We start from the raw sequence: 20,519 nt of genomic DNA on the forward strand, positions 1-20,519 counted from the left end.
TGAAGGCCAGCCACAGGCAGGCGCTATCTGGGGCAGTACAGATGGGCAGTACAGTGCATCTGTACTGTACGCACCCATGCAGCTCTGTACTGGCTGCCTGTGGGCTTGTCAGTACAGAATGCAGCCATGGCTACCGATGACTCCCCACCGCTGTACCTTCAGATTGCCGAGCAGCTGGCGCAGCTGATTCGCAACGGCACCTTGGCCCGGGGCGAGAAGCTGCCCTCGGTGCGTGAACTGGCGCGCCAGCACGGCGTGGCGCAAACCACGGTGGTGCAGGCCTACCACTGGCTGGAAGATGCCAGGCTGGTCACTGCGCGCCCGCGCTCAGGGTTTTTTGTGGCGGCGCGGCCTGTGAGTCTGCCCGAGCCCAGCACCCCGCGCCCCATGCGCCGGCCGCGTGACGTGTCGGTGGACTGGCTGGGGCAGCGCATTCTGGGGCGCCAGCAGCCCGAGGGCATGTTCTCGTTCAGCAGTGGCACTCCCGGGCCGGATCTGTTCAACCCTGACCGCGTGCGCCGCGCCGTGACCCGGGCGGCGCAGAGGCACCGGCACTTGCTGTGCACCTACCCGTCGTCGTCCGGCCATGAAGAGGCCCGCCGTGCCTTGGCGCGCTATGCCGTGGGATTGGGTTGCAGCCTGGACCCGGAGAACATCGTGGTCACTGGCGGCTGCATGGACAGCATTGCCCTGTGCCTGCGCACCGTCACCCAGCCGGGCGATGTGGTGGCGCTGGAGTCCCCCACGCATTTCTCGTTTCTGGAGGTGCTGCAGGGCCTGCACCTCAAGGCGTTGGAGATTCCCACCCACCCACGCCACGGTTTGTCACTGGATGCGTTGCAACTGGCGCTGGACACGCAACCCGTCAAGGCCGTGTTGGTGGTGCCGACCCTGAGCAACCCCTTGGGCAGTTGCATGCCGCAGGGCGAGCGCAAGCGGTTGGCGCAGATGGCCTCGCGCCACGGTATCGCGGTGATCGAGGATGCGATCTACAACGATCTGGTCGAGGTCAATGAGATGCGCCGTGCCGTGAAGTCATACGACACCACGGGCCACGTCATGCTGTGCGACTCGTTCTCGAAAACGCTGGCACCGGGGCTGCGCCTGGGGTGGGTGGAGGCCGGGCGCTGGGCCAGCAAGCTGCGGGGCATCAAGGACTTGCAGGCGGGCGGGCAGTCGGCGGTGCTGGAGCTGGCACTGGCCGATCTGATCACCCAGGCGGGCCATGCGGCGTCCATGCGCCAACTGCGTGCTGCGGTGGCGGCCCGCATGGACGCGGTGCGCAGCACCATCGCCGCACATTTCCCGCAAGGCACGCGGGTCAGCGATCCGCCAGGGGGCCTGCTGCTGTGGGTGGAGTTGCCACGCGGAATGGACGCCAACCGCTTGCACGAGGCCTGCTTGCCCGAGCGCATTTTGGTAGCGCCTGGCACGCTGTTCAGCGCCAGTGGCCGCTTTCGCAACTGCCTGCGCATCGGGGTGGGCGGGGATTGGTCGCTGGAGCATTTGCAGGCCCTGGCACGCGTGGGCGACATGGCCTGCCACCTCTGGGCCGAGCCTGCGGCGGCCTGACGGACCGCAGGGCGCGCACGGCCGCCTGCAGCCGCGTTGGCCCGAATCTGCTCAGCCTGCGACTTGCCGCAAGGCAGGGCGCATTTGGCGCGTCACAGGGTCGATGTGGGCCGTGGGGATTTGGTAGGCACGGTCGTCAAACAGGTCAATGCCGCACTTGAGGTTTTCGATCCAGTCGAAAAAGTCGTTGATGGCCTGCTTGCCCATGATGGGGGCGCCGTGTTGGGGCACCAGCATGGCGATGTCCAACTGCCGTGCCATGGTCACCCACAGTCGCAGGATCTTGTTAGACACCATGTAGCGGCGGTGAAAGCCTTCCATGCGCGGGATGTGCGCCTTCAGGTCGGTGATGGGGCGAGCGGCTTCTGCGCCAGACATCATGGACACCGCCAGGTCGCCTGTGAACAGGATCTTGCTAACCGGGTCGTAGAAGTGGAAGTTGCCTTCGGAATGCATGAAGTGCGCAGGCAGCAGCACCAGCTCGTGCCGACCCAGGGGCAGATGGCCGCCGCCGTCGGGCACGCCGATCACGCGGTTCTCAGTCTTGCCCACCTTGGTGAAGTGCGGTGCAAAGCGCTCCCACACCCGCGAGATGACCAGCGTGGCCTTGGTGCTGGTCATCCAGCGGTCCAGCGAGGCAATGATGTCTGGGTCGGCGTGGGAGGCGATCAGGTACGACAGCTTGTGTGGGGGGAAATGCTTGGTCATCCCCATGAACAGCTCGTTGAATGCCAGGTTGCCACCGGGGTCGATGATGGCCCCGGTGTCATCGTCCACGATCAAAAACTGATTGGCCTGCACTGCCTGTCCATCTTCCTCGATGAGGTCGGTGAACATGAGGCATGCGTGGTTCTTGTCACGATAGAGTTCGATGGCCATGTCAGTGCGTAGGAGCAGTAAAGCGCCGACTGTACGAGTGCCCCCAAAAAGCCTAATTGATTAATATCAAGTCCGTCACGATGAAGACACAATTTGCAACGGTGGCTTAAGAATCACCACTCCGCGAAGCTGCCGTCCCGGTGGCGCCACACCGGATTGCGCCATTGGTGGCCTTGCTGGGCGCGCTCCTGCACATAGGCTTCGTTCACTTCAATGCCCAGCCCAGGGCCTTGTGGAATGGCCACCATGCCGTCCTCGTAAGAGAAGACTTCGTGGTTGCTCACATAGTCCAGCAAGTCGTTGCTGGCGTTGTAGTGGATGCCCAGGCTTTGCTCCTGGATGAAGGCGTTGTAGCAAACCCCGTCCAGCTGCAAGTTGGCCGCCAAGGCGATGGGCCCCAGCGGGCAGTGCAGGGCCAGGGCCACGTCGTAGGCCTCGGCCATGGCGGCGATCTTGCGCGTTTCGGTGATGCCGCCCGAGTGCGATGGATCGGGCTGGATGATGTCCACATAGCCTTCCGACAGGATGCGCTTGAAGTCCCAGCGCGAGTACAGCCGCTCGCCCAGCGCAATGGGCGTGGACGACAGGTGGGCCAACTCCTTGAGGGCCTCGTAGTGCTCGCTCAGCACGGGCTCCTCGATGAACATCAGCCGATACGGCTCCAGTTCTTTGAACAGCACCTTGGCCATGGGCTTGTGCACCCGTCCATGGAAATCCACGCCAATGCCCACGTTGGGGCCCACGGCCTCGCGCACCGCGGCCACGTTCTGCAGGCAGCGCTCCACCTTGTCAAACGTGTCCACGTACTGCAGTTCTTCGGTGCCATTCATCTTCACGGCGGTAAAGCCCCGCGCCACGGCCGCTTTGGCAGCAGCCGCCGTCTCGCTGGGGCGGTCGCCGCCAATCCAGCTGTAGACCCGGATGCGGTCGCGCACATTGCCCCCCAGCAGCTCGGACACCGGCACGCCCAGGGCTTTGCCCTTGATGTCCCACAACGCCTGGTCAATGCCCGCCAGCGCGCTCATGTGGATGCCGCCGCCCCGGTAAAAACCGCCCCGGTACAGCACCGTCCAGTGGTCTTCAATGCGCCGGGGGTCTTTGCCGATCAGGTACTCGCCCAGCTCTGCCACGGCGGCAGCGACGCTCTGGGCGCGGCCTTCCAGAATGGGCTCGCCCCAGCCCACGATGCCTTCATCGGTTTCGATCTTGAGAAAGCACCAGCGGGGTGGCACAAGGTAGGTGGTCAGTCGGGTGATTTTCATGGATGCAAAAAGGACCGTAGAGGGTTGGGTTCAAACCGCGCTAGTTGGATACGCGTGGCGCCAGGCCTGGACGAATGCAGCCGCGTTGCGGGCCACTTGCTCGGCGCTGTCGCCGGGGCGGTACAGGGCCGAGCCCAGGCCAAAGCCGCTGGCCCCCGCCGCGGCATAGGGCGCCAGGTTGTCGGGGGTGATGCCGCCCACGGGCAGCAAGGCCACGGGCGGGCGCAGCACGGCGCGCCAGGCCTTGAGTACCGCTGGGGCCAGGGCCTCGGCCGGGAACAGCTTGAGCACATCGGCCCCTGCGGCCAGAGCCGCAAAGGCCTCGGTCAACGTGGCCACCCCGGGGGCGCAGGCCAGGCCCGCCGCCTTGGCCGCGCGGATCACTGCGGGGTCGCTGTGCGGCATGACGATGACTTGCCCGCCCGCAGCGGCCACGTCGGCGCAGGCCTGGGGTGTGAGCACGGTGCCCGCGCCCACCAGGCAGTCAGCGGGTAGCGCATCGCGCAGTGCGCGGATGCTGGCCAGGGGCTCGGGGGAGTTGAGCGGCACTTCGATGGTGCGAAAGCCAGCGTCGTACAGCGCGTGGCCAATGGCCACCACCTCGTGGGGCTGCACCCCGCGCAGGATGGCGATCAGGCCGCACTGCTGCAGGGCCTGGATCAATGGCGTGTGGGTGGCATTCATGCGGCTTGGCTTTGGGTTGTTGGGGTGGGCAGCGGGCCTGGGGCTATCAGCCCAGCAGCCCGGGCGATGTGCCACAGGCCGCTCACCGTGGCCTGCGCGGCCACCGTGGGGGCGTTGAATCCATAGGCCTGCAGGGCGATGGCATAGCGGCGGCACAGGTCGGCCTCGCCGCACAGCACCAGGGGCATGGGCGAGCTACTCGCGTGCGGGGCAGGCGGGTACAGGCGCGCCAGGCTGGCCATCTCGTGCCCAATCAGCAGGCCCGAGAGGTAGTCGGCCTGCGCGGTCGCGGGCAGGGCGCCGGTCAGCCCCAGCGTGCGCGTGCTGAAGATGTGCGACAGCAGCCCCAGTGCCGCATCGCTGCCGCGAGCCACCTGCAGGCCTTGCGCAAACGCGGTGTCGTGGGGTGCGGCCGGTGCCTGCATCGTCTTGCCCAGGATGGTGTGCTCGCGCAGGGCGGCAAACACCTCGCCCGTCATGAAGGTGTGAAACTGCTCGATGCGGTGCTGCCGTGCCACCACCCATTTGCTGTGTGTGCCTGGAAGGCCCACCAGTACTGGGCCTGGGCCTGCTAGGGCGGCATCGGCCAGCACGCCAAGCACCTGCGTTTCTTCCCCGCGCATCACATTGGGCAAGGCCCCGCGCTGCAGCAGACCGGGCACGATGTGCAGGGGCATTGCGTTGCCACGGTGCACCACAGTCAGCCCGCGTGCCAGGGCGTCGAGCGAGGTGGGCGTGTCCAGGTACTTGGCCTCACGCCAGCCCTGCGCGCTGCCCACCATGCCGCAGGCCAGCACCGGCAGAGAGGGCAGGGCGGCCAACCAGTCGCCGCAGGCGTCTTGCAAGGCACGCTCGAAGGCCGCGCCGGGTTCCGTATCGGTGTGGCCTGCCGGTGCCGGGGGCAGGTTCATGATGCCCCAGGGGCGGTGGCGCTGTTCCAGCACCTGTCCTTGGTCATCCAGGCGAAAGGCACGCAGCGCGCTGGTGCCCCAGTCCAGGGCGACCAGGCGGGTGTCAGAGAGGTGGGCGGTGTCTGCCATGGCGGCTCACTTGCCCCAGCGCAGCACCAGCGGGTCCAGGCGGCGCGCAATATCGATCAGGCCGCGCCGCACCTCGGGGTGCATGGCCGGGAAGGGGTGGCGGCCTGCCTCGCAGGCGATCACGCCGCCTTCCTTCATCAGCGCCTTGGCCGTGAGGATGCCGCCCTGGCGGTTCTCGTGGTTGATGAGCGGTAACCAGCGTTGGTACAGCGCAAAGGCCAGGTCGGCATCGCCCTGGCGGTGCGCTTCGATGATGGGGCGGATGCCATCGGGGAAGGCGCCGCCCGTCATCGCGCCCGTTGCCCCGGCATCCAGGTCTGCCAGCAGGGTGATGGCCTCTTCGCCGTCCCACGGGCCTTCGATGGCATCGCCGCCCAGACGGATCAGCTCGCGCAGCTTGCTCGCGGCGCCGGGCACTTCGATCTTGAAGTAAGCCAGGTTCTCGATCTCCTGCGCCATGCGCGCGAGGAACGGGGCCGACAGCACGGTGCCGCTGGCGGGCGCGTCCTGCACCATGATCGGAATGCGGATGGCATCGGACACGCGGGCATAGAACTCGTAGATCTGCGCCTCAGGCACGCGGAAGGTGGCGCCGTGGTAGGGCGGCATCACCATCACCATGGCGGCACCCATGTCTTGCGCGGCGCGGCTGCGCTCGGCGCACACGCGGGTGCCGTAGTGGGTGGTGGTGACGATGACGGGCACGCGGCCCGCCACATGCTCCAGCGATGTGCGGGTCAGTGTCTCGCGCTCGGCATCCGACAGCGAGAACTGCTCGGAGAAGTTGGCCAGGATGCAGACGCCGTCCACACCGGCGTCGATCATGAAGTCGAGGCAGCGCTTCTGGCTCTCGAGGTCGAGCGTGCCGTCTTCGTGGAAGGTGGTGGGCACCACGGGGAAGATGCCGCGATAGCGAGGGTTCTGAAGGGAATGCGTGACTGGCATGGCGGGTATAGGTAAATTGATTGAAATAGGGCTCTACCGCTTGTCCATAAAGCGCTGGTAGCTATCAAATTTGTAGCGAATTTTGCAAGGGGCGTGGCCCAGACGCGGGCAGCCGCGCAAGGGCCGCCCCGACATGGACGATGTCGCGTTCGCTCCGTGCGCTGGCTGCGTCCCCCTGCCCGCATTGCGCAGCAATGCGAGAGCGGGGGGAAGGCGCGAAGCGACTCAGGGGGGTGTTCCATGTCAATGCGAGTGCCGTGGCACACCGGCGCCCCGGCAGCCAACGAGGAAGTCAAAGTCGCAACCATCGTCGGCCTGCAGCACATGGTCCACATACAGGCGCTGGTAGCCGCCGCGCCCGCCGTTGTCCGTGCCAGCCAATGCGGCCAGGCGCGCGGCCAGCTCCTCGTCGCTGATGTCCAGGTGCAGTCGGCCGTTGTCGCAGTCCAGCTCGATGAAGTCGCCATCGCGCACGGCAGCCAGCGGGCCGCCCGCAGCCGCCTCGGGCGCCACGTGCAGCACCACGGTGCCGTAGGCGGTGCCGCTCATGCGGGCGTCGGAGATGCGCACCATGTCTTTGACGCCCTGGCGCAGCAGCTTCGGGGGCAGGCCCATGTTGCCCACCTCGGCCATGCCGGGGTAGCCCTTGGGGCCGCAGTTCTTCATCACCATCACGCAGCTCGCGTCGATGTCCAGGTTCTCATCGACGATGCGCTCCTTGTAGTGCTCCAGGTTCTCGAACACCACGGCGCGGCCCCGGTGCTTGAGCAGCTCGGGCGAGGCGGCCGAGGGCTTGAGCACCGCGCCACGCGGCGCCAGGTTGCCGCGCAGGATGCAGATGCCGCCATCGGCGATCAGCGGGTTGTTGATCGGGCGGATCACCTCGTCGTTGTACTGCGGGGCTTCGCGCACGTTGTCCCACAGGCTCTTGCCGTTGACGGTGAGGGCGTTGGGGTGGGGCAGCAGGTTGTTCTCGCCCAGGCGGCGCAGCACGGCGGGCAGGCCGCCCGCGTAGTAGAACTCTTCCATCAGAAAACGGCCCGAGGGCTGCAGGTCCACTAACGTGGGCGTGCCGCGGCCGATGCGTGTCCAGTCCTCCAGTTCCAGCTGCACGCCGATGCGCCCGGCAATGGCCTTCAAGTGGATCACGGCGTTGGTCGATCCGCCAATGGCCGCGTTGGTGCGGATGGCGTTCTCGAACGCTTCGCGGGTCAGGATCTTGGAGAGCGTGAGCCCTTCGTGCGCCATTTCCACAATGCGGCGGCCCGACATGTGGGCCAGCACGTAGCGGCGCGCATCCACGGCGGGTATGGCTGCGTTGTGCGGCAGCGAGGTGCCCAGCGACTCGGCCATGCAGGCCATGGTGCTGGCGGTGCCCATGGTGTTGCAGGTGCCTGCCGAGCGGGACATGCCGGCCTCGGCCGCGAAGAACTGGTGCTCGTTGATCTCGCCCGCCTTCAGCGATTCGTGCAGGCGCCACACGGCCGTGCCCGAGCCGATGTCCTTGCCGTCGAGCTTGCCGTTGAGCATGGGCCCGCCCGTGACCACGATGGCCGGTACGTCGCAGCTGGCCGCACCCATTAGCAGTGCGGGCGTGGTCTTGTCGCAGCCCACCAGCAGCACCACCGCGTCGATGGGGTTGCCGCGAATGGCTTCTTCCACGTCCATGCTGGCCAGGTTGCGCGTGAGCATGGCCGTGGGGCGCAGGTTGGATTCGCCGTTGGAGAACACGGGGAATTCGACCGGAAAGCCGCCTGCCTCGTAGATGCCACGCTTGACGTGCTCGGCGATCTTGCGAAAGTGCGCGTTGCAGGGCGTCAGTTCAGACCAGGTGTTGCAGATGCCGATGATCGGGCGGCCGTCGAACTCATGGTCCGGGATGCCCTGGTTCTTCATCCAGCTGCGGTACATGAAGCCGTTCTTGTCGGCGGTGCCAAACCATTCGGTGGAGCGGAGTTTGCGCTTGGGGGTAGTCATGGTGGGGATCAGAGAGAATCAGAGAGGAAGAAAGAGAGCGTTGAATCAGTGGCGCTGGGCGGTGCGGTGCGTGAGCAGGCGTTGCAGCAGGCAGAAGACAAACAGCAGCACCCCGACGACGATGCGCGTCCACCAGGAGCTGAGCGTGCCGTCGAAGGAAATCAGGGTCTGGATGATTCCGAGCATCAGCACGCCAAACAGCGTGCCCGCCACATAGCCCACGCCGCCGGTGAGCAAGGTGCCGCCAATCACCACGGCGGCAATGGCATCGAGCTCCATGCCCGTGGCGTGAAGGCCGTAGCCCGACAGCATGTAGAAGGTGAACACCACCCCCGCCAGCGCAGAGCACAGGCCCGACAGCGTGTACACGCCCACCAGCGTGCGGCGCACGGGCAGCCCCATCAGCACGGCCGAGTGCTCGCTGCCGCCCACGGCATACACGTTGCGGCCAAAGGGCGTGCAGTGCGCGATGAACGCTGCGGCCATCAACACCCCCAGGGCGATCAAGGCGCCCAGCGAAATCGACATGGATTCGCCCAGCGACCAGCGCCACTGGGCCATCTCAGAGTAGCCCTCGTGGGTGATGCTGATTGAGTCAATGCTGATGAGATAGCACAGGCCGCGTGCGAGGAACATGCCCGCCAGCGTCACGATGAAGGGCTGCAGCCGAAACCGCTCGATCAAAAAGCCCATGCAGGCACCAAACACCGTGCCCATCGCCAAGACCAGTGGAATGGCGGCGGTGGGGCTCCAGCCATGGCGCTCCACCAGCGATGCCAGCACCATCGTGGTCAGCGCCACCACCGAGCCCACCGAGAGGTCGATGCCGCCGGACAGGATGACAAACGTCATGCCCACCGCCACGATCACCAGGAAGGCGTTGTCGATCAGCAGATTGAGAAACACCTGTGCTGAAAAAAAGCCGGGGTACAGCACAGAGCCCGCTGTGGCCATGGCGGTGAACAGCGCGATGGTGGTGGCCAGGGGCAGGTATTTGGGGTTCAGGCGCGGGCGGGACGCTGCCGAAGCTGCAGGCACTTGGGCTGAATGCGGGGCCTCGGTCAATGGGGCTGCGTTCATCAGGGGTTGGGGCAGGCTGCTCATGCCGACACTCCTGTCGCTGCAGGGCGGCGCGCCATGGCGCCCACGCTCGCCCGAAACTCGGGGGATTGCAGCAGCATCACCAGGAACACCACGATGGCTTTGACGACCAGGTTGATCTCTGGCGGCACGCCCAGGGAGTAAATGGCATACGTGAGCGACTGGATGATGAGCGCGCCCACCACACTGCCCACCAGGCTGAAGCGCCCACCCGTCAGGGCCGTGCCCCCGAGCGTCACCGCCAAGATGGCGTCCAGCTCCAGCAGCTGGCCTGCGTTGTTGCCGTCAGCGCTTTTGACGTTGGAGCAGATCAGCAGCCCGGCCATGCCCGCGCAGACCCCGCAAAACGCATAGGCCGCCACCACCAGGCGGCGGGCCTGCACCCCAGCCACCCGGGCCGCCGCGGGGTTGATGCCCACCGCCTGCACAAACAGCCCCAGCGCAGTGCGGGTGACGGCCAGGTAGAGCACGGCAAACACGGCGGCCACCACAAACAGCGAGAACGGAAGCCCCAGCAGGTAGCCGCCCCCGAGAAAGAAAAACGGCGTGTAGTAGATGGTGATGATCTGACCGTCGGTGATGAGTTGGGCAATGCCCCGGCCCGCCACCATCAGGATCAGCGTGGCAATGATGGGCTGCATGCCCACCTTGGCCACCAGCAAGCTATTCCACAGGCCGCACAGCAGCGCGATGCCGATGGCCCCGGCAATGGCCACGGGCAGCGGAAACCGGCTCTCGGTGCCCGACACCGCACCGCCAACCATCCACGCCGCCACCGCAGCGGCAATGGCCACCACCGCACCGACCGAGATATCGATGCCGCGCGTGGCAATCACCATCGTCATGCCCAGCGACACCAGCACCAGTGGGGCTGCGCGGTTGAGGATGTCGATCAGGCTGCCGTACAGGTGACCATCGCGCCACTCGATGTGCAGGAAGCTGCTGTTGAAGGCAGTGTTCACGCCCAGCAGCAACAGCAGGGTGATGAGCGGCCAGGCCAGCCGGTGGCGCAGCAGGGCGGTCACAGGGAAGATGGTGCTACGTTCAGACATAGAGGTCATCCATGGCGCTGCGCAAGACACTGGCGCGGCCTAGGCGATGGCAGCCGAGCAAGGGCCGCCCCGCAGTGAGGGCTGCGTCCCCTGCCCGCATCGCTTAGCGATGCGAGAGCGGGGGGAGGCCGCGAAGCGGCTCAGGGGGGTGTTCTCTATGTCAAGCATGGTTGGCTGCAATCAATTCATACACATCGTCTTCGCTGCTGCCCGCAGGCAACTCACCCACCTTTTCGCGTTCGCGCAGCACCACGATGCGGTGTGCCACGCGCACCACTTCGCTCATTTCGGAGGAGATGAACAGCACCGCCATGCCCGCCTGTGCCAGACGCAGGATCTGCTCCATGATTTCCTGCTTGGCGGCTACGTCGATGCCGCGCGTGGGCTCGTCCAGGATCAGCAGGCGGGGCTCGGTGGCCAGCCAGCGCGCCAAAATGGCCTTTTGCTGGTTGCCGCCCGACAAGAGGCCAATGGGCGTGTCCACGCTGGCGGCTTTGATGCCCAGCAGTTGCACGTAGCGCTGCGCCATCTCGGCTTGCTCGGTGCGCGACAAAAAGCGCGACAGCCCCAGGCGGGCCTGCAGCGCCAGCGCAATGTTCTCGCGCACCGACAGCTCGGCCACGATGCCGTCGGTCTTGCGCTCTTCAGGGCACAGCGCCAGGCCGCTGGCAATGGCGTCCATGGGGCTTGCGAAGGTGATGGCTTTGCCGTCCACCCGCAGCACACCCCGGTCCGGGGCTTCCATGCCAAACAGCAGCCGTGCCAGCTCGGTGCGGCCCGAGCCCAGCAGCCCCGCCAGCCCCACCACTTCACCCGCCCGGATCTGCAAGTCCAGCGGCTTGAGCTGCCCCGCCTTGCCCAGGCCCTCGGTTTGCACCAGCGCGGGCGTGGCGGCGTCCACCGCATTGGGCGCGGGGGCATGGGCGCTTTGTGCGGCCAGCTCTCGCCCCAGCATGGCGGCAATCAGGGCTGGCGCGGGCAAATCGCTGGCCAGCCATTCGCCCACCCAGCTGCCGTTGCGCAGCACGGTGATGCGGTCAGAGACGGCATACACCTGGTTCAGAAAGTGGCTCACGAACACGATGGCCAGCCCCTCGCCGCGCAGCTTGCGCAGCACCTGAAAGAGCTTTTGCACCTCGTCGTCGTCCAGGCTGGAGGTGGGTTCGTCCAGAATCAGCACGCGCGATTCGATGCTGATGGCCCGCGCAATTGCCACCAGCTGCTGCACGGCCACGGGGTAGTCCGACAGCAAGCGCGTGACGTCGATGTCCAGCCCCACGCGTTGCACCAGTGCCTGGGTGCGCTGGTGTACTGCGCTCCAATCGATGCGAAAGCCCTGCGCCCAGCCGCAGCGGGGGTAGCGGCCCGCAAAGATGTTCTCGGCCACCGAGAGGTTGGGGCAGAGGTTGACCTCCTGGTACACCGTGCTGATGCCCAGGCGTTGCGCCGCCAGGGGCGAATCCGGCCACACGGCTTCGTCCCCCAGTCGCATCTGCCCGCCGCTGGCTTCCAGCACGCCCGTCAGCACCTTGATCAAGGTGGACTTGCCCGCACCGTTTTGGCCCATCAGCGCGTGGATCTCGCCCGGGTACAGGTTGAGCTGCACATCGCGCAGCACGGGGATGCCCGCAAACTGCTTGTGGATGCCCGAGAGCTGCAGCACGGGAGTTGGGGATGGGCTGTTCATGGGGTTACAGACATCCGTGGTCGTCCGCATGGCCTGCCAAACTGGCGCGGCCAAGCGAGCGCCCCCGTGCAAGGGCCGCCCCGCCGCACTGGGGGCGTTCCCCTCCCGAGTCGCGTAGCGAGTCGAGAGAGGGGGAAGGCGCGAAGCGACTCAGGGGGTGCTTCATTCTTCATGCTTTGTTTTTGTTGTAAACGTCCACGAGCACTGCGGCCAGCAGCACCACGCCTTTGATGACCTGCTGGTAGTCAATGCCAATGCCCAGGATGGACATGCCGTTGTTCATCACGCCCATCACAAAGGCGCCAATCACCGCGCCCATGACCTTGCCCACGCCGCCCGAGGCAGAGGCCCCGCCAATGAAGCAAGCGGCAATCACGTCCAGCTCAAAGCCCAGGCCCGCCTTGGGCGTGGCGGTGTTCAGCCGCGCGGCAAACACCAGGCCTGCCAGGGCGGCCAGCACGCCCATGTTGATGAAGGCATAAAACGACAGGCGCTCGGTTTTGATGCCAGAGAGCTTGGCGGCTTTTTCATTGCCGCCCATGGCGTAGATGCGCCGGCCAATGGTGGTGCGGCTGGTGACAAATTCAAAAAACACGATCAGCAGCGCCATGACGACCAGCACGTTGGGCAGGCCCTTGTACGAGGCGAGCAGGTAGCTGAAGGCAATCAGCAGCAAGGCAAACACCGCCGTCTTGATCGCGAAGAAAGCCGCAGGCTCAGTGTGCACGCCGTGCTTGAGGCGGTTGGCACGCTCGCGCACCGCCGACACCGTGAGGGCCACAGCCACTGCCAAGCCCAGCACCATGGATGTGATGCGAAGCCCTTCGCCGTTGGCAAAGTCGGGAATGAAGCCCGAGCTGAGCATCTGAAACGACTCAGGAAAGGGGCCCACCGACTGCCCTGCCAGCAACGCCAGCGCCAGGCCCTTGAACACCAGCATGCCTGCCAGCGTGACGATGAACGAAGGAATGCGCGAGAAGGCCACAAACCAGCCTTGCACCGCACCAATGAGGCCACCGCACACCAGGCACACCAGGGTGGCGGGCACAAAGTGCCATTGGTACTGCACCATCAACACCGCTGCCAGTGCACCAATGAAGCCGCACACCGAGCCCACCGACAAATCGATGTGCCCCGCCACGATCACCAGCAGCATGCCCAGCGCCATGATGACGATGTAGCTGTTTTGCAGAATCAGGTTGGTGAGGTTGAGCGGCTGCATCAGCGTGCCGTCGGTCATGTACTGGAAGAACCCCATGATCGCGACCAGCGTGATCAACATGCCGTATTCGCGCAGGTTCTGTTTGGCGTGGTCCAGCAGTGACCGCGTCGAGAGGGTGGTTCCACCCGAAGCGGGCGTGGCCGAGGCCGTGGTAGTTGTCTGGCTCATATTTTTTATACGTTGCGTTGCTGGTTACTGTCCGCTGCGTGGGCATGGGTGCGAAGCGCCTCGGCTGGGGCATTGACAATCGCACGCATGATTTTTTCTTGCGACGCCTCAGTCGTGGGCATCTCGGCCACCAAGCGGCCTTCGTTCATCACGTAGATGCGGTCGGAGATGCCCAGCAGCTCGGGCATCTCTGACGAGATCACGATCACGCATTTGCCCTCGGCCGCCATCTGGGCGATGAGGGTGTAGATCTCGTACTTGGCGCCCACGTCGATGCCGCGCGTGGGCTCGTCCAGGATCAGCACCTCGGGGTTGGTGAACAGCCATTTGGCCAACACCACCTTTTGCTGGTTGCCGCCCGAGAGGTTGAGCGTCTTTTGGTCCACGCCTGAGCAGCGCAGGCGCAGCTTGTGGCGGTAGTCCTGCGCCACCTGGTGCTCTTTGCCGTGGTCGATCACGCCCGCTGTGGCCACCCCTTGCAGATGGGCCAGCGAGACGTTGAACTGGATGTCTTCGTTCAGCACCAAACCGTTGCCCTTGCGGTCTTCGGTCACATAGGCCAGGCCGTTGTGTATGGCCTTTTCCACGGTGCTGACATCGATGGGCTGGCCGTTGCGCAGCACCTCGCCGCTGATGCGGCGGCCCCATGAGCGGCCAAACAGGCTCATCGCCAACTCGGTGCGGCCCGAGCCCATCAGCCCGGCAATGCCGACGATCTCGCCGCGCCGCACCTGCAGGTCAATGCCTTTGATGAAGGGCTGTTCGTTGCGCTGGGGGTGGTAGGCGCGCCAGTTGCGCACCTCAAAGGCCACCTCGCCGATGTTGGGTTGGCGGTGCGGGTAGCGGTCGGCCATCTCGCGGCCCACCATGGCCTGGATGACGCGGTCCTCGCTCACCGCCTGCGCGTGGCAGTCCAGCATCTCGACGGTGCTGCCATCGCGCAGCACTGTGATGGAATCGGCCACGTGGGAGATTTCATTGAGCTTGTGCGAAATCAGGATGCAGGTGATGCCCTGGCTTTTGAGCTCCAGCAGCAACTCCAGCAGGGCGTGGCTGTCGGTTTCGTTCAGGCTGGCCGTGGGCTCGTCCAGGATCAGCAGCTTGACCTTGCGCGACAAGGCCTTGGCAATCTCGACCAACTGCTGCTTGCCCACGCCCAGGTGGGTGATGAGGGTGTCGGGCGACTCTTTGAGTCCGACCTTGTGCAGCAGGGCCTGCGTCATCTGGTGTGCGGCCATCCAGTCGATCACGCCCCGCTTGGCGGGCTCGTTGCCCAGAAAGACGTTTTCGGTGATGGACAAGAGGGGCACCAGGGCCAGCTCCTGGTGGATGATGGCCACGCCCAGGTGTTCGCTGTCGCGAATGCCCTGGAACTTGCGCTCTTCCCCCTCAAACACGATGGCGCCGCTGTAGCTGCCGTGGGGGTAAACGCCCGAGAGGACTTTCATCAGCGTGGATTTGCCCGCGCCGTTCTCGCCCACGATGGCGTGGATTTCTCCGGCGCGTACCCGCAGGTTGACCTTGTTCAGGGCAACGACGCCAGGGAAGGTTTTGCGGATATCCCGCATCTCTAGCAACATGGTGGTGTCTGATCTGGATGGCTCGTGCACGGAGGCTTGCAGCCGGTGATCGATAGGGCGGGATGGGGCCGGGCACCCGTGGTGCGTGGCCCCACCCATCGGGGTGCAGGCTTACTTGACCTGCGCTTCGGTGTAGTAGCCGCTGCCGATCAGCACGCCATTCCAGTTGGAGGCATCCACCGCCACCGGCTTGAGCAGGTATGAGGGCACCACCTTCACACCGTTGTTGTAGGTCTTGGTGTCGTTGATCTCGGGCTGCTTGCCCGTCAGCACTGCGTCCACCATGTTGGCAGCCACCTTGGCCAGCTCGCGGGTGTCCTTGAACACGGTGGAGTACTGCTCGCCCTTGAGAATGGACTTGATGGAAGGCACCTCCGCGTCTTGCCCGCTGACCACGGGGCAAGGCTGCTGGGCGGTGCAGTAGCCCACGCCCTTGAGCGACGACAGGATGCCGATGGAGATGCCGTCATAGGGCGACAGCACCGCGTGCACCTTGTCCTTGCCGTAGTAGGCTGAGAGCAGGTTGTCCATGCGCGCTTGCGCCACGGCGCCGTCCCAGCGCAGCGTGCCCACCTTGTTCATGCCCAGCTGCTTGCTGCGCACCACCAGCTTGCCGCTGTCCAAGTAGGGCTGCAGCACGCTAATGGCGCCGTCATAGAAGAAGAAGGCGTTGTTGTCGTCGGGCGAGCCGCCAAACAGTTCGATGTTGAACGGGCCCTTGCCTTGCTTGAGGCCGAGCTTGTCCACCAATGATGTGGCTTGCAGCACGCCCACCTGGAAGTTGTCGAACGTGGCGTAGTAGTCCACGTTCTTCGATCCCTTGATGAGGCGGTCGTACGCGATGACCTTCACGCCCTTGTCGGCCGCGCTTTGCAGCACGCGCGACAGCGTGGTGCCGTCAATCGACGCAATCACCAGCACCTTGGCGCCCTTGGTGATCATGTTCTCGATCTGGGCCAGCTGGTTGGGGATGTCGTCTTCGGCGTATTGCAGATCGGTCTTGTAGCCGCGCTCCTTGAGCACCTTGACCATGTTGTCGCCATCGGCGATCCAGCGCGCAGACGACTTGGTGGGCATCGAGATGCCGATGCTGCCCTTGTCCTGGGCCGATGCCAGCGATGTGGCGCCCACGGCGGCCAGTGCGACGGTGGCCAAGACGGCCTTGAAAATTGCTCGCTTCATTTGATTCTGTCTCCTAGTGTTGTTTTGATGGGCTGAGGCTCGGGTACGCCGGACCTTATGAAACTGTCGCTGCCCTAGGCGAGTGCCACCGCGCAAGGGCCGCCCCGCCGCGCTGGTGGCGTCCCCCTCAGGGGGAAGACGCCGCAGGCGGCTCAGGGGGAATCAATACTTCCGCTTAGGGAACTCTTGTGCCGCGATTTCCATCGGGAAGATGCCTTCCTCGGTCACGATGCGCTTGGGCACGGGCTTGCCGGCCTTGATGTCTTTGACGGCGCTCATCAGCTGGGGGCCCAGCAGAGGGCTGCATTCCACCGATACGTTCAGCTTGCCAGCCATCATGGCTTCAAAGGCGCCCTTGACGGCATCGATGGAGATGATGGTGATGTCCTTGGCGGGCTTCATGCCCGCTTCTTCGATGGCCTGGATCGCGCCAATGGCCATGTCGTCGTTGTGTGCGTACAGCACATTGATCTTCTTGCCCTCGGCCTTGAGGAAGGCTTCCATCACCTCCTTGCCCTTGGCGCGGGTGAAGTCGCCGGTTTGCGAGCGCACGACCTTGAACTTGGGGTCGGCCTTGATGATTTCCTCAAAGCCCTTCTTGCGGTCGATGGCCGGGGCGGAGCCCACTGTGCCCTGCAGCTCGACGATGTTGACTTCGCCCTTTTGGTCCTTCATCTTCTCGACCAGCCAGCGGCCGGCCTTGCGGCCTTCTTCCACAAAGTCCGAACCCATAAAGGTGACGTACAGCGAAGTGTCCTTGGTGTTCACGGCGCGGTCGGTCAGCACCACGGGGATCTTGGCGGCCTTGGCCTCGCGCAGCACGGGCTCCCAGCCCGATTCGACGACGGGCGAGAAGGCGATCACGTCCACCTTCTGGGCAATGAAGGCGCGGATGGCCTTGATCTGGTTTTCCTGCTTTTGCTGTGCGTCCGAGAACTTGAGCTCAATGCCGGCTTCTTTGGCGGCGGACTTGATGGACTCGGTGTTGGCGGTGCGCCATTCGCTTTCTGCCCCGACCTGGCTGAACCCGAGCACCAGGGGCTTTTGGGCCCAGGCGGTGGGCGCCAGCAGCCCGGCGGCCGAGGCGCAGGCGATGGCGGACCCGAAGGTGCGGCGATTGATGGTCATGGTGTGTTGTCTCCTGTCTGTTGTTGCTATGGTTTGGGTGAGGGGGAACGCTGCAGGTGCGTTGCGTGGCGCCGCGTCTTTCAGACAGGGGCAGCGCTGGTGTGCACCGTAAATAGGGGTTGGGTTCAGGCCAGCATGTAACCGGTCTTGACGGTGGTGTAGAACTCGGCGGCGTAGCGGCCTTGTTCGCGGGGGCCGTAGCTCGATTCCTTGCGGCCACCAAACGGCACATGGAAGTCCACGCCTGCGGTGGGCAGGTTCACCATGGTCATGCCCACAGCGGCATGGCGCTTGAAGTGCATGGCGCGCTTGAGCGAGGTAGTGCAGATGCCTGCGCACAAGCCAAACGGGGTGTCGTTGGCCAGCGCCAGCGCGTGGTCGTAGTCGTCGGCCTTGAGCACGCAGGCCACGGGGCCGAAGACCTCTTCTCGGGCAATGCGGTGCTCTGGCTGCGCCAGGAACAGCGCTGGACTCATGTAGTGTCCGGGGGTGGGGCGCTCCAGCAGTTCGCCGCCCCACACATGCTCGGCCCCCTCATTCCTGGCGATGTCGAGGTAGCTTTGGTTGTGTGCCAGCTGGTGGCTGTCCACCACGGGGCCCATTTCGGTGCCGCGCTCCAGTGCATGGCCGACCTTGAGGGTGGACAGCCGTTGGCGCAGCCGCGCGACAAAGGCTTCGTGCAAGGGGGCTTCCACAATCAGGCGGCTCGATGCGGTGCAGCGCTGCCCGGTGGAGTAATACGAGCCTTGCAGTGCGCAATCAATGGCCTGCTCAAAGTCCGCATCGGCCAGCACCACCAGCGGGTTCTTGCCCCCCATCTCCAGCTGCACCTTGGCGCGGCGCAGCGTGGCCGAGCGCAGGATGCGTTCGCCCGTAGCGACCGATCCGGTGAAGCTCACCGCGTTGACCAGCGGGTGCTCCACCAGCGTTTGGCCCACTTCGCGGCCGCTGCCCATCACCATGTTGAACACGCCCGCAGGCAGCCCGCAGCGGTGGATGATTTCTGCCAGCGCCCAGCCGCAGGCCGACACCAGCTCGGCGGGTTTGAAGACCACAGTGTTGCCGTAGGCCAGGGCGGGCGCAATCTTCCAGGCCGGGATGGCCATGGGGAAGTTCCAGGGCGCAACGATGCCCACCACCCCGACAGGCTCGCGGGTCACATCCACCTGCACGCCCTGGCGCACCGAGGCCATCAGCTCGCCCTGAATGCGCAGCGCCTCGCCCGCAAAGAACTTGAATATTTGCCCGGCGCGGGCCACCTCGGCCACGGCCTCGGGCAGTGTTTTGCCTTCCTCGCGGGCCAGCAGCGTGCCCAGCTCGTCTTTGCGGGCCAGCAGCTCGTTGCCCACCTGGTCCAGCACATCGGCACGCCGCTGTGGGGCGCTTTGGCTCCAGTAGGGAAAGGCGTCTGCGGCGGCGCGGATGGCTTGCTCGGTCTGGTTGCGGTCGGCGCGTGCGTACTCGGCTACCACTTCACGGGTGTCGGAGGGGTTGGTGCTGACCCCCGTGGTGGTGCCAATCTCCCAGCGACCGTTGATGAGGTTTCTGGGGGTTTGCTGCATATCGCCGAGTCGCATGGAGACCTTTGCTATGGATGAGTGGCAAAGTCTAGGTTGTGTTTGGATATCAATCCAATCGTTTTTTCGGCAAAATAGATATCACTCTCTGCATTCTGGAAAACCCCATGAGCAACTACAACCACTGGTTCATCCGTGCCCGCTTGAAAACGCGGCAGCTGCTGTTACTGGTGGCCTTGGCCGAGGAGGGCAACATCCACCGGGCCGCCCAGGTGCTCAGCATGACCCAGCCTGCGGCCTCCAAGCTGCTCAAGGACCTGGAGGACGTGCTGGAGGTGCCGCTGTTCGAGCGCTTGCCGCGCGGCATGCGCCCCACCTGGTACGGCGAGACCATGATTCGGTACGCGCGCATGGCATTGGCCAACCTGAACCAGGCGCACGATGAGCTGGTGGCGCTCAAGTCGGGCCATTTTGGGCAGGTGGGGGTGGGGGCCATCACTTCGCCCGCGCTGAGCCTGCTGCCCGCCGCGATTGCCCTGGTCAAGCAGGAGCACCCCAGCTTGCGCATCACGTTGGACATCGAAACCAGCCCGGTGCTGCTGGAGCGGCTGGACCAGGGCAAGCTGGACATCGTGATGGGACGGCTGTTTGCCGAGCACGACAAGGGCAATCTGCGCTACGAGCCTTTGACCGAGGAGATGGTCTGCGCGGTGGCCCGGCCAGGGCATCCGCTGTCGGGCATGACGGGGTTGACGCTGCGCGATGTGGTCTCGGCCGGCTGGATCGTGCCGCCTGCGGGCAGTGTGCTGCGCCACCGCTTTGACCTGATGTTCCAGCAAGACGGCCTTGCCCCGCCGACCAATACGGTGGAGACCTCGGCCTTGCTGTTCATCACGCGCATGCTGCAGCAAAGTGACATGGTGGCGGTGTTGGCGCTGGATGTGGCGCAGTACTACGCCTCGCATGGCATCGTGACGGTGTTGCCGTTGGCGATGCCGTGTCACATGGATGCGTTTGGCATCATTACCCGGGCCGATCGGTTGTTGTCGCCAGCGGCCAAGGTGATGATGAAGGCGATCAAGCAGACGAGTCTGGTGCAGTATGGTCGGCGGTTGGAGTTGGGGGATTGATGGTTTGGGGTGAAATTTGCTGCTAGAGCTTGTGGAATAAGCGCGAGCAGCTATTAAATTTGTAGTGATTGTCTGGGCTTTTCTCTGCCCGGTCGCACCCCTGTCCGTTCGGGCTGAGCTTGTCGAAGCCAGGGCGTGTGCGTTGATCGGACCGCATGCCTTTGCCCAGGGTGGGGGCCGGGTTGTCGCCCCGGCGGGCGACTCACTTTCTTTTGCTTCGCCAAAAGAAAGTAAGCAAAGAAAAGGCGACCCCAAGTCTGCGACCCCTTCGCTTTGCGAAGGGGCAAACCTGCGTCGTGGCGGTTGCGGGGTGCGCTGCGGAACTCACTGCGCTGCGTAGCAGCTCCGCTCAGACAGCCGCAGCGAGTCAGTTCACGAAGCATGGGCGCTACG

General features: G+C 64.9%; 16 protein-coding genes. 2 read left to right on the forward strand and 14 right to left on the reverse strand.

Features of this window, described 5'->3' with window-relative positions:
• Positions 1 to 126 precede the first annotated feature (126 nt).
• The gene (locus tag EAG14_RS03760) at positions 127 to 1,572 is read left to right on the forward strand and encodes a PLP-dependent aminotransferase family protein (RefSeq protein ID WP_099656572.1); all 1,446 of its coding nucleotides are present in this window, start codon (positions 127 to 129) and stop codon (positions 1,570 to 1,572) included.
• Positions 1,573 to 1,623: 51 nt separating this feature from the next.
• Here the strand turns inward: EAG14_RS03760 and EAG14_RS03765 are convergent, their stop codons facing one another.
• The 14 genes from EAG14_RS03765 to EAG14_RS03830 all read right to left on the reverse strand — a co-directional run bounded on the left by EAG14_RS03765 (position 1,624) and on the right by EAG14_RS03830 (position 19,056).
• Positions 1,624 to 2,451 carry an MBL fold metallo-hydrolase gene (locus tag EAG14_RS03765; protein WP_121728100.1) on the reverse strand — a complete coding sequence of 276 codons (828 nt, stop codon included), beginning with the start codon at positions 2,449 to 2,451 and terminating at the stop codon, positions 1,624 to 1,626.
• Between the two features lie 113 nt (positions 2,452 to 2,564).
• Positions 2,565 to 3,713: a galactonate dehydratase gene (dgoD, locus tag EAG14_RS03770; protein WP_099741990.1), complete on the reverse strand. Its 1,149-nt coding sequence runs from the start codon at positions 3,711 to 3,713 to the stop codon at positions 2,565 to 2,567.
• A 30-nt stretch (positions 3,714 to 3,743) separates the two neighbouring features.
• A complete protein-coding gene (locus tag EAG14_RS03775; RefSeq protein ID WP_121728101.1) occupies positions 3,744 to 4,397 on the reverse strand; it encodes a 2-dehydro-3-deoxy-6-phosphogalactonate aldolase in 654 nt (217 codons plus the stop codon).
• On the reverse strand, positions 4,394 to 5,437 hold the full coding sequence (locus EAG14_RS03780) for a 2-dehydro-3-deoxygalactonokinase (RefSeq protein ID WP_121728102.1): 1,044 nt from the start codon (positions 5,435 to 5,437) through the stop codon (positions 4,394 to 4,396). Before EAG14_RS03780 ends, EAG14_RS03775 begins: the two co-directional genes overlap by 4 nt.
• A gap of 6 nt (positions 5,438 to 5,443) precedes the next feature.
• Positions 5,444 to 6,382 (reverse strand): dihydrodipicolinate synthase family protein, encoded by a 939-nt coding sequence (locus tag EAG14_RS03785; protein ID WP_121728103.1) that lies wholly within the window; start codon positions 6,380 to 6,382, stop codon positions 5,444 to 5,446.
• 243 nt (positions 6,383 to 6,625) lie between these two features.
• Positions 6,626 to 8,359 carry an IlvD/Edd family dehydratase gene (locus tag EAG14_RS03790; protein WP_121728104.1) on the reverse strand — a complete coding sequence of 578 codons (1,734 nt, stop codon included), beginning with the start codon at positions 8,357 to 8,359 and terminating at the stop codon, positions 6,626 to 6,628.
• A gap of 45 nt (positions 8,360 to 8,404) precedes the next feature.
• The gene (gene yjfF, locus EAG14_RS03795) at positions 8,405 to 9,439 is read right to left on the reverse strand and encodes a galactofuranose ABC transporter, permease protein YjfF (protein ID WP_121730277.1); all 1,035 of its coding nucleotides are present in this window, start codon (positions 9,437 to 9,439) and stop codon (positions 8,405 to 8,407) included.
• A 20-nt stretch (positions 9,440 to 9,459) separates the two neighbouring features.
• Complete coding sequence (locus EAG14_RS03800) at positions 9,460 to 10,512, reverse strand: ABC transporter permease (RefSeq protein ID WP_121728105.1); 1,053 nt, start codon at positions 10,510 to 10,512, stop codon at positions 9,460 to 9,462.
• Positions 10,513 to 10,672: 160 nt separating this feature from the next.
• Positions 10,673 to 12,199, reverse strand: a complete 1,527-nt coding sequence (locus EAG14_RS03805) for a sugar ABC transporter ATP-binding protein (protein WP_121728106.1) — start codon at positions 12,197 to 12,199, stop codon at positions 10,673 to 10,675.
• Between the two features lie 169 nt (positions 12,200 to 12,368).
• On the reverse strand, positions 12,369 to 13,589 hold the full coding sequence (mmsB, locus tag EAG14_RS03810; RefSeq protein WP_121728107.1) for a multiple monosaccharide ABC transporter permease: 1,221 nt from the start codon (positions 13,587 to 13,589) through the stop codon (positions 12,369 to 12,371).
• A 5-nt stretch (positions 13,590 to 13,594) separates the two neighbouring features.
• The gene (mmsA, locus tag EAG14_RS03815; RefSeq protein WP_121728108.1) at positions 13,595 to 15,169 is read right to left on the reverse strand and encodes a multiple monosaccharide ABC transporter ATP-binding protein; all 1,575 of its coding nucleotides are present in this window, start codon (positions 15,167 to 15,169) and stop codon (positions 13,595 to 13,597) included.
• 111 nt (positions 15,170 to 15,280) lie between these two features.
• The gene (gene chvE, locus EAG14_RS03820; protein ID WP_121728109.1) at positions 15,281 to 16,351 is read right to left on the reverse strand and encodes a multiple monosaccharide ABC transporter substrate-binding protein; all 1,071 of its coding nucleotides are present in this window, start codon (positions 16,349 to 16,351) and stop codon (positions 15,281 to 15,283) included.
• 162 nt (positions 16,352 to 16,513) lie between these two features.
• Positions 16,514 to 17,479 carry an ABC transporter substrate-binding protein gene (locus EAG14_RS03825; RefSeq protein ID WP_099741981.1) on the reverse strand — a complete coding sequence of 322 codons (966 nt, stop codon included), beginning with the start codon at positions 17,477 to 17,479 and terminating at the stop codon, positions 16,514 to 16,516.
• A gap of 125 nt (positions 17,480 to 17,604) precedes the next feature.
• Complete coding sequence (locus EAG14_RS03830) at positions 17,605 to 19,056, reverse strand: aldehyde dehydrogenase family protein (RefSeq protein ID WP_121728110.1); 1,452 nt, start codon at positions 19,054 to 19,056, stop codon at positions 17,605 to 17,607.
• 107 nt (positions 19,057 to 19,163) lie between these two features.
• Here EAG14_RS03830 and EAG14_RS03835 point away from each other — a divergent pair, with 107 nt between their 5' ends.
• The gene (locus EAG14_RS03835; RefSeq protein ID WP_099656558.1) at positions 19,164 to 20,126 is read left to right on the forward strand and encodes a LysR family transcriptional regulator; all 963 of its coding nucleotides are present in this window, start codon (positions 19,164 to 19,166) and stop codon (positions 20,124 to 20,126) included.
• Positions 20,127 to 20,519 lie beyond the last annotated feature (393 nt).

Source organism: Acidovorax sp. 1608163 (genome assembly GCF_003669015.1).
In the GTDB taxonomy this organism is placed as follows: Bacteria; Pseudomonadota; Gammaproteobacteria; order Burkholderiales; family Burkholderiaceae_C; genus Acidovorax.

Bases quoted from the DNA above. Each gene is read 5' to 3' on its own strand.
- EAG14_RS03760 (WP_099656572.1), top strand. From the start codon at position 127: ATGGCTACCGATGACTCCCCACCGCTGTACCTTCAGATTGCCGAGCAG.
- EAG14_RS03765 (WP_121728100.1), bottom strand. From the start codon at position 2,451: ATGGCCATCGAACTCTATCGTGACAAGAACCACGCATGCCTCATGTTC.
- dgoD (WP_099741990.1), bottom strand. From the start codon at position 3,713: ATGAAAATCACCCGACTGACCACCTACCTTGTGCCACCCCGCTGGTGC.
- EAG14_RS03775 (WP_121728101.1), bottom strand. From the start codon at position 4,397: ATGAATGCCACCCACACGCCATTGATCCAGGCCCTGCAGCAGTGCGGC.
- EAG14_RS03780 (WP_121728102.1), bottom strand. From the start codon at position 5,437: ATGGCAGACACCGCCCACCTCTCTGACACCCGCCTGGTCGCCCTGGAC.
- EAG14_RS03785 (WP_121728103.1), bottom strand. From the start codon at position 6,382: ATGCCAGTCACGCATTCCCTTCAGAACCCTCGCTATCGCGGCATCTTC.
- EAG14_RS03790 (WP_121728104.1), bottom strand. From the start codon at position 8,359: ATGACTACCCCCAAGCGCAAACTCCGCTCCACCGAATGGTTTGGCACC.
- yjfF (WP_121730277.1), bottom strand. From the start codon at position 9,439: ATGAACGCAGCCCCATTGACCGAGGCCCCGCATTCAGCCCAAGTGCCT.
- EAG14_RS03800 (WP_121728105.1), bottom strand. From the start codon at position 10,512: ATGTCTGAACGTAGCACCATCTTCCCTGTGACCGCCCTGCTGCGCCAC.
- EAG14_RS03805 (WP_121728106.1), bottom strand. From the start codon at position 12,199: ATGAACAGCCCATCCCCAACTCCCGTGCTGCAGCTCTCGGGCATCCAC.
- mmsB (WP_121728107.1), bottom strand. From the start codon at position 13,589: ATGAGCCAGACAACTACCACGGCCTCGGCCACGCCCGCTTCGGGTGGA.
- mmsA (WP_121728108.1), bottom strand. From the start codon at position 15,169: ATGTTGCTAGAGATGCGGGATATCCGCAAAACCTTCCCTGGCGTCGTT.
- chvE (WP_121728109.1), bottom strand. From the start codon at position 16,351: ATGAAGCGAGCAATTTTCAAGGCCGTCTTGGCCACCGTCGCACTGGCC.
- EAG14_RS03825 (WP_099741981.1), bottom strand. From the start codon at position 17,479: ATGACCATCAATCGCCGCACCTTCGGGTCCGCCATCGCCTGCGCCTCG.
- EAG14_RS03830 (WP_121728110.1), bottom strand. From the start codon at position 19,056: ATGCGACTCGGCGATATGCAGCAAACCCCCAGAAACCTCATCAACGGT.
- EAG14_RS03835 (WP_099656558.1), top strand. From the start codon at position 19,164: ATGAGCAACTACAACCACTGGTTCATCCGTGCCCGCTTGAAAACGCGG.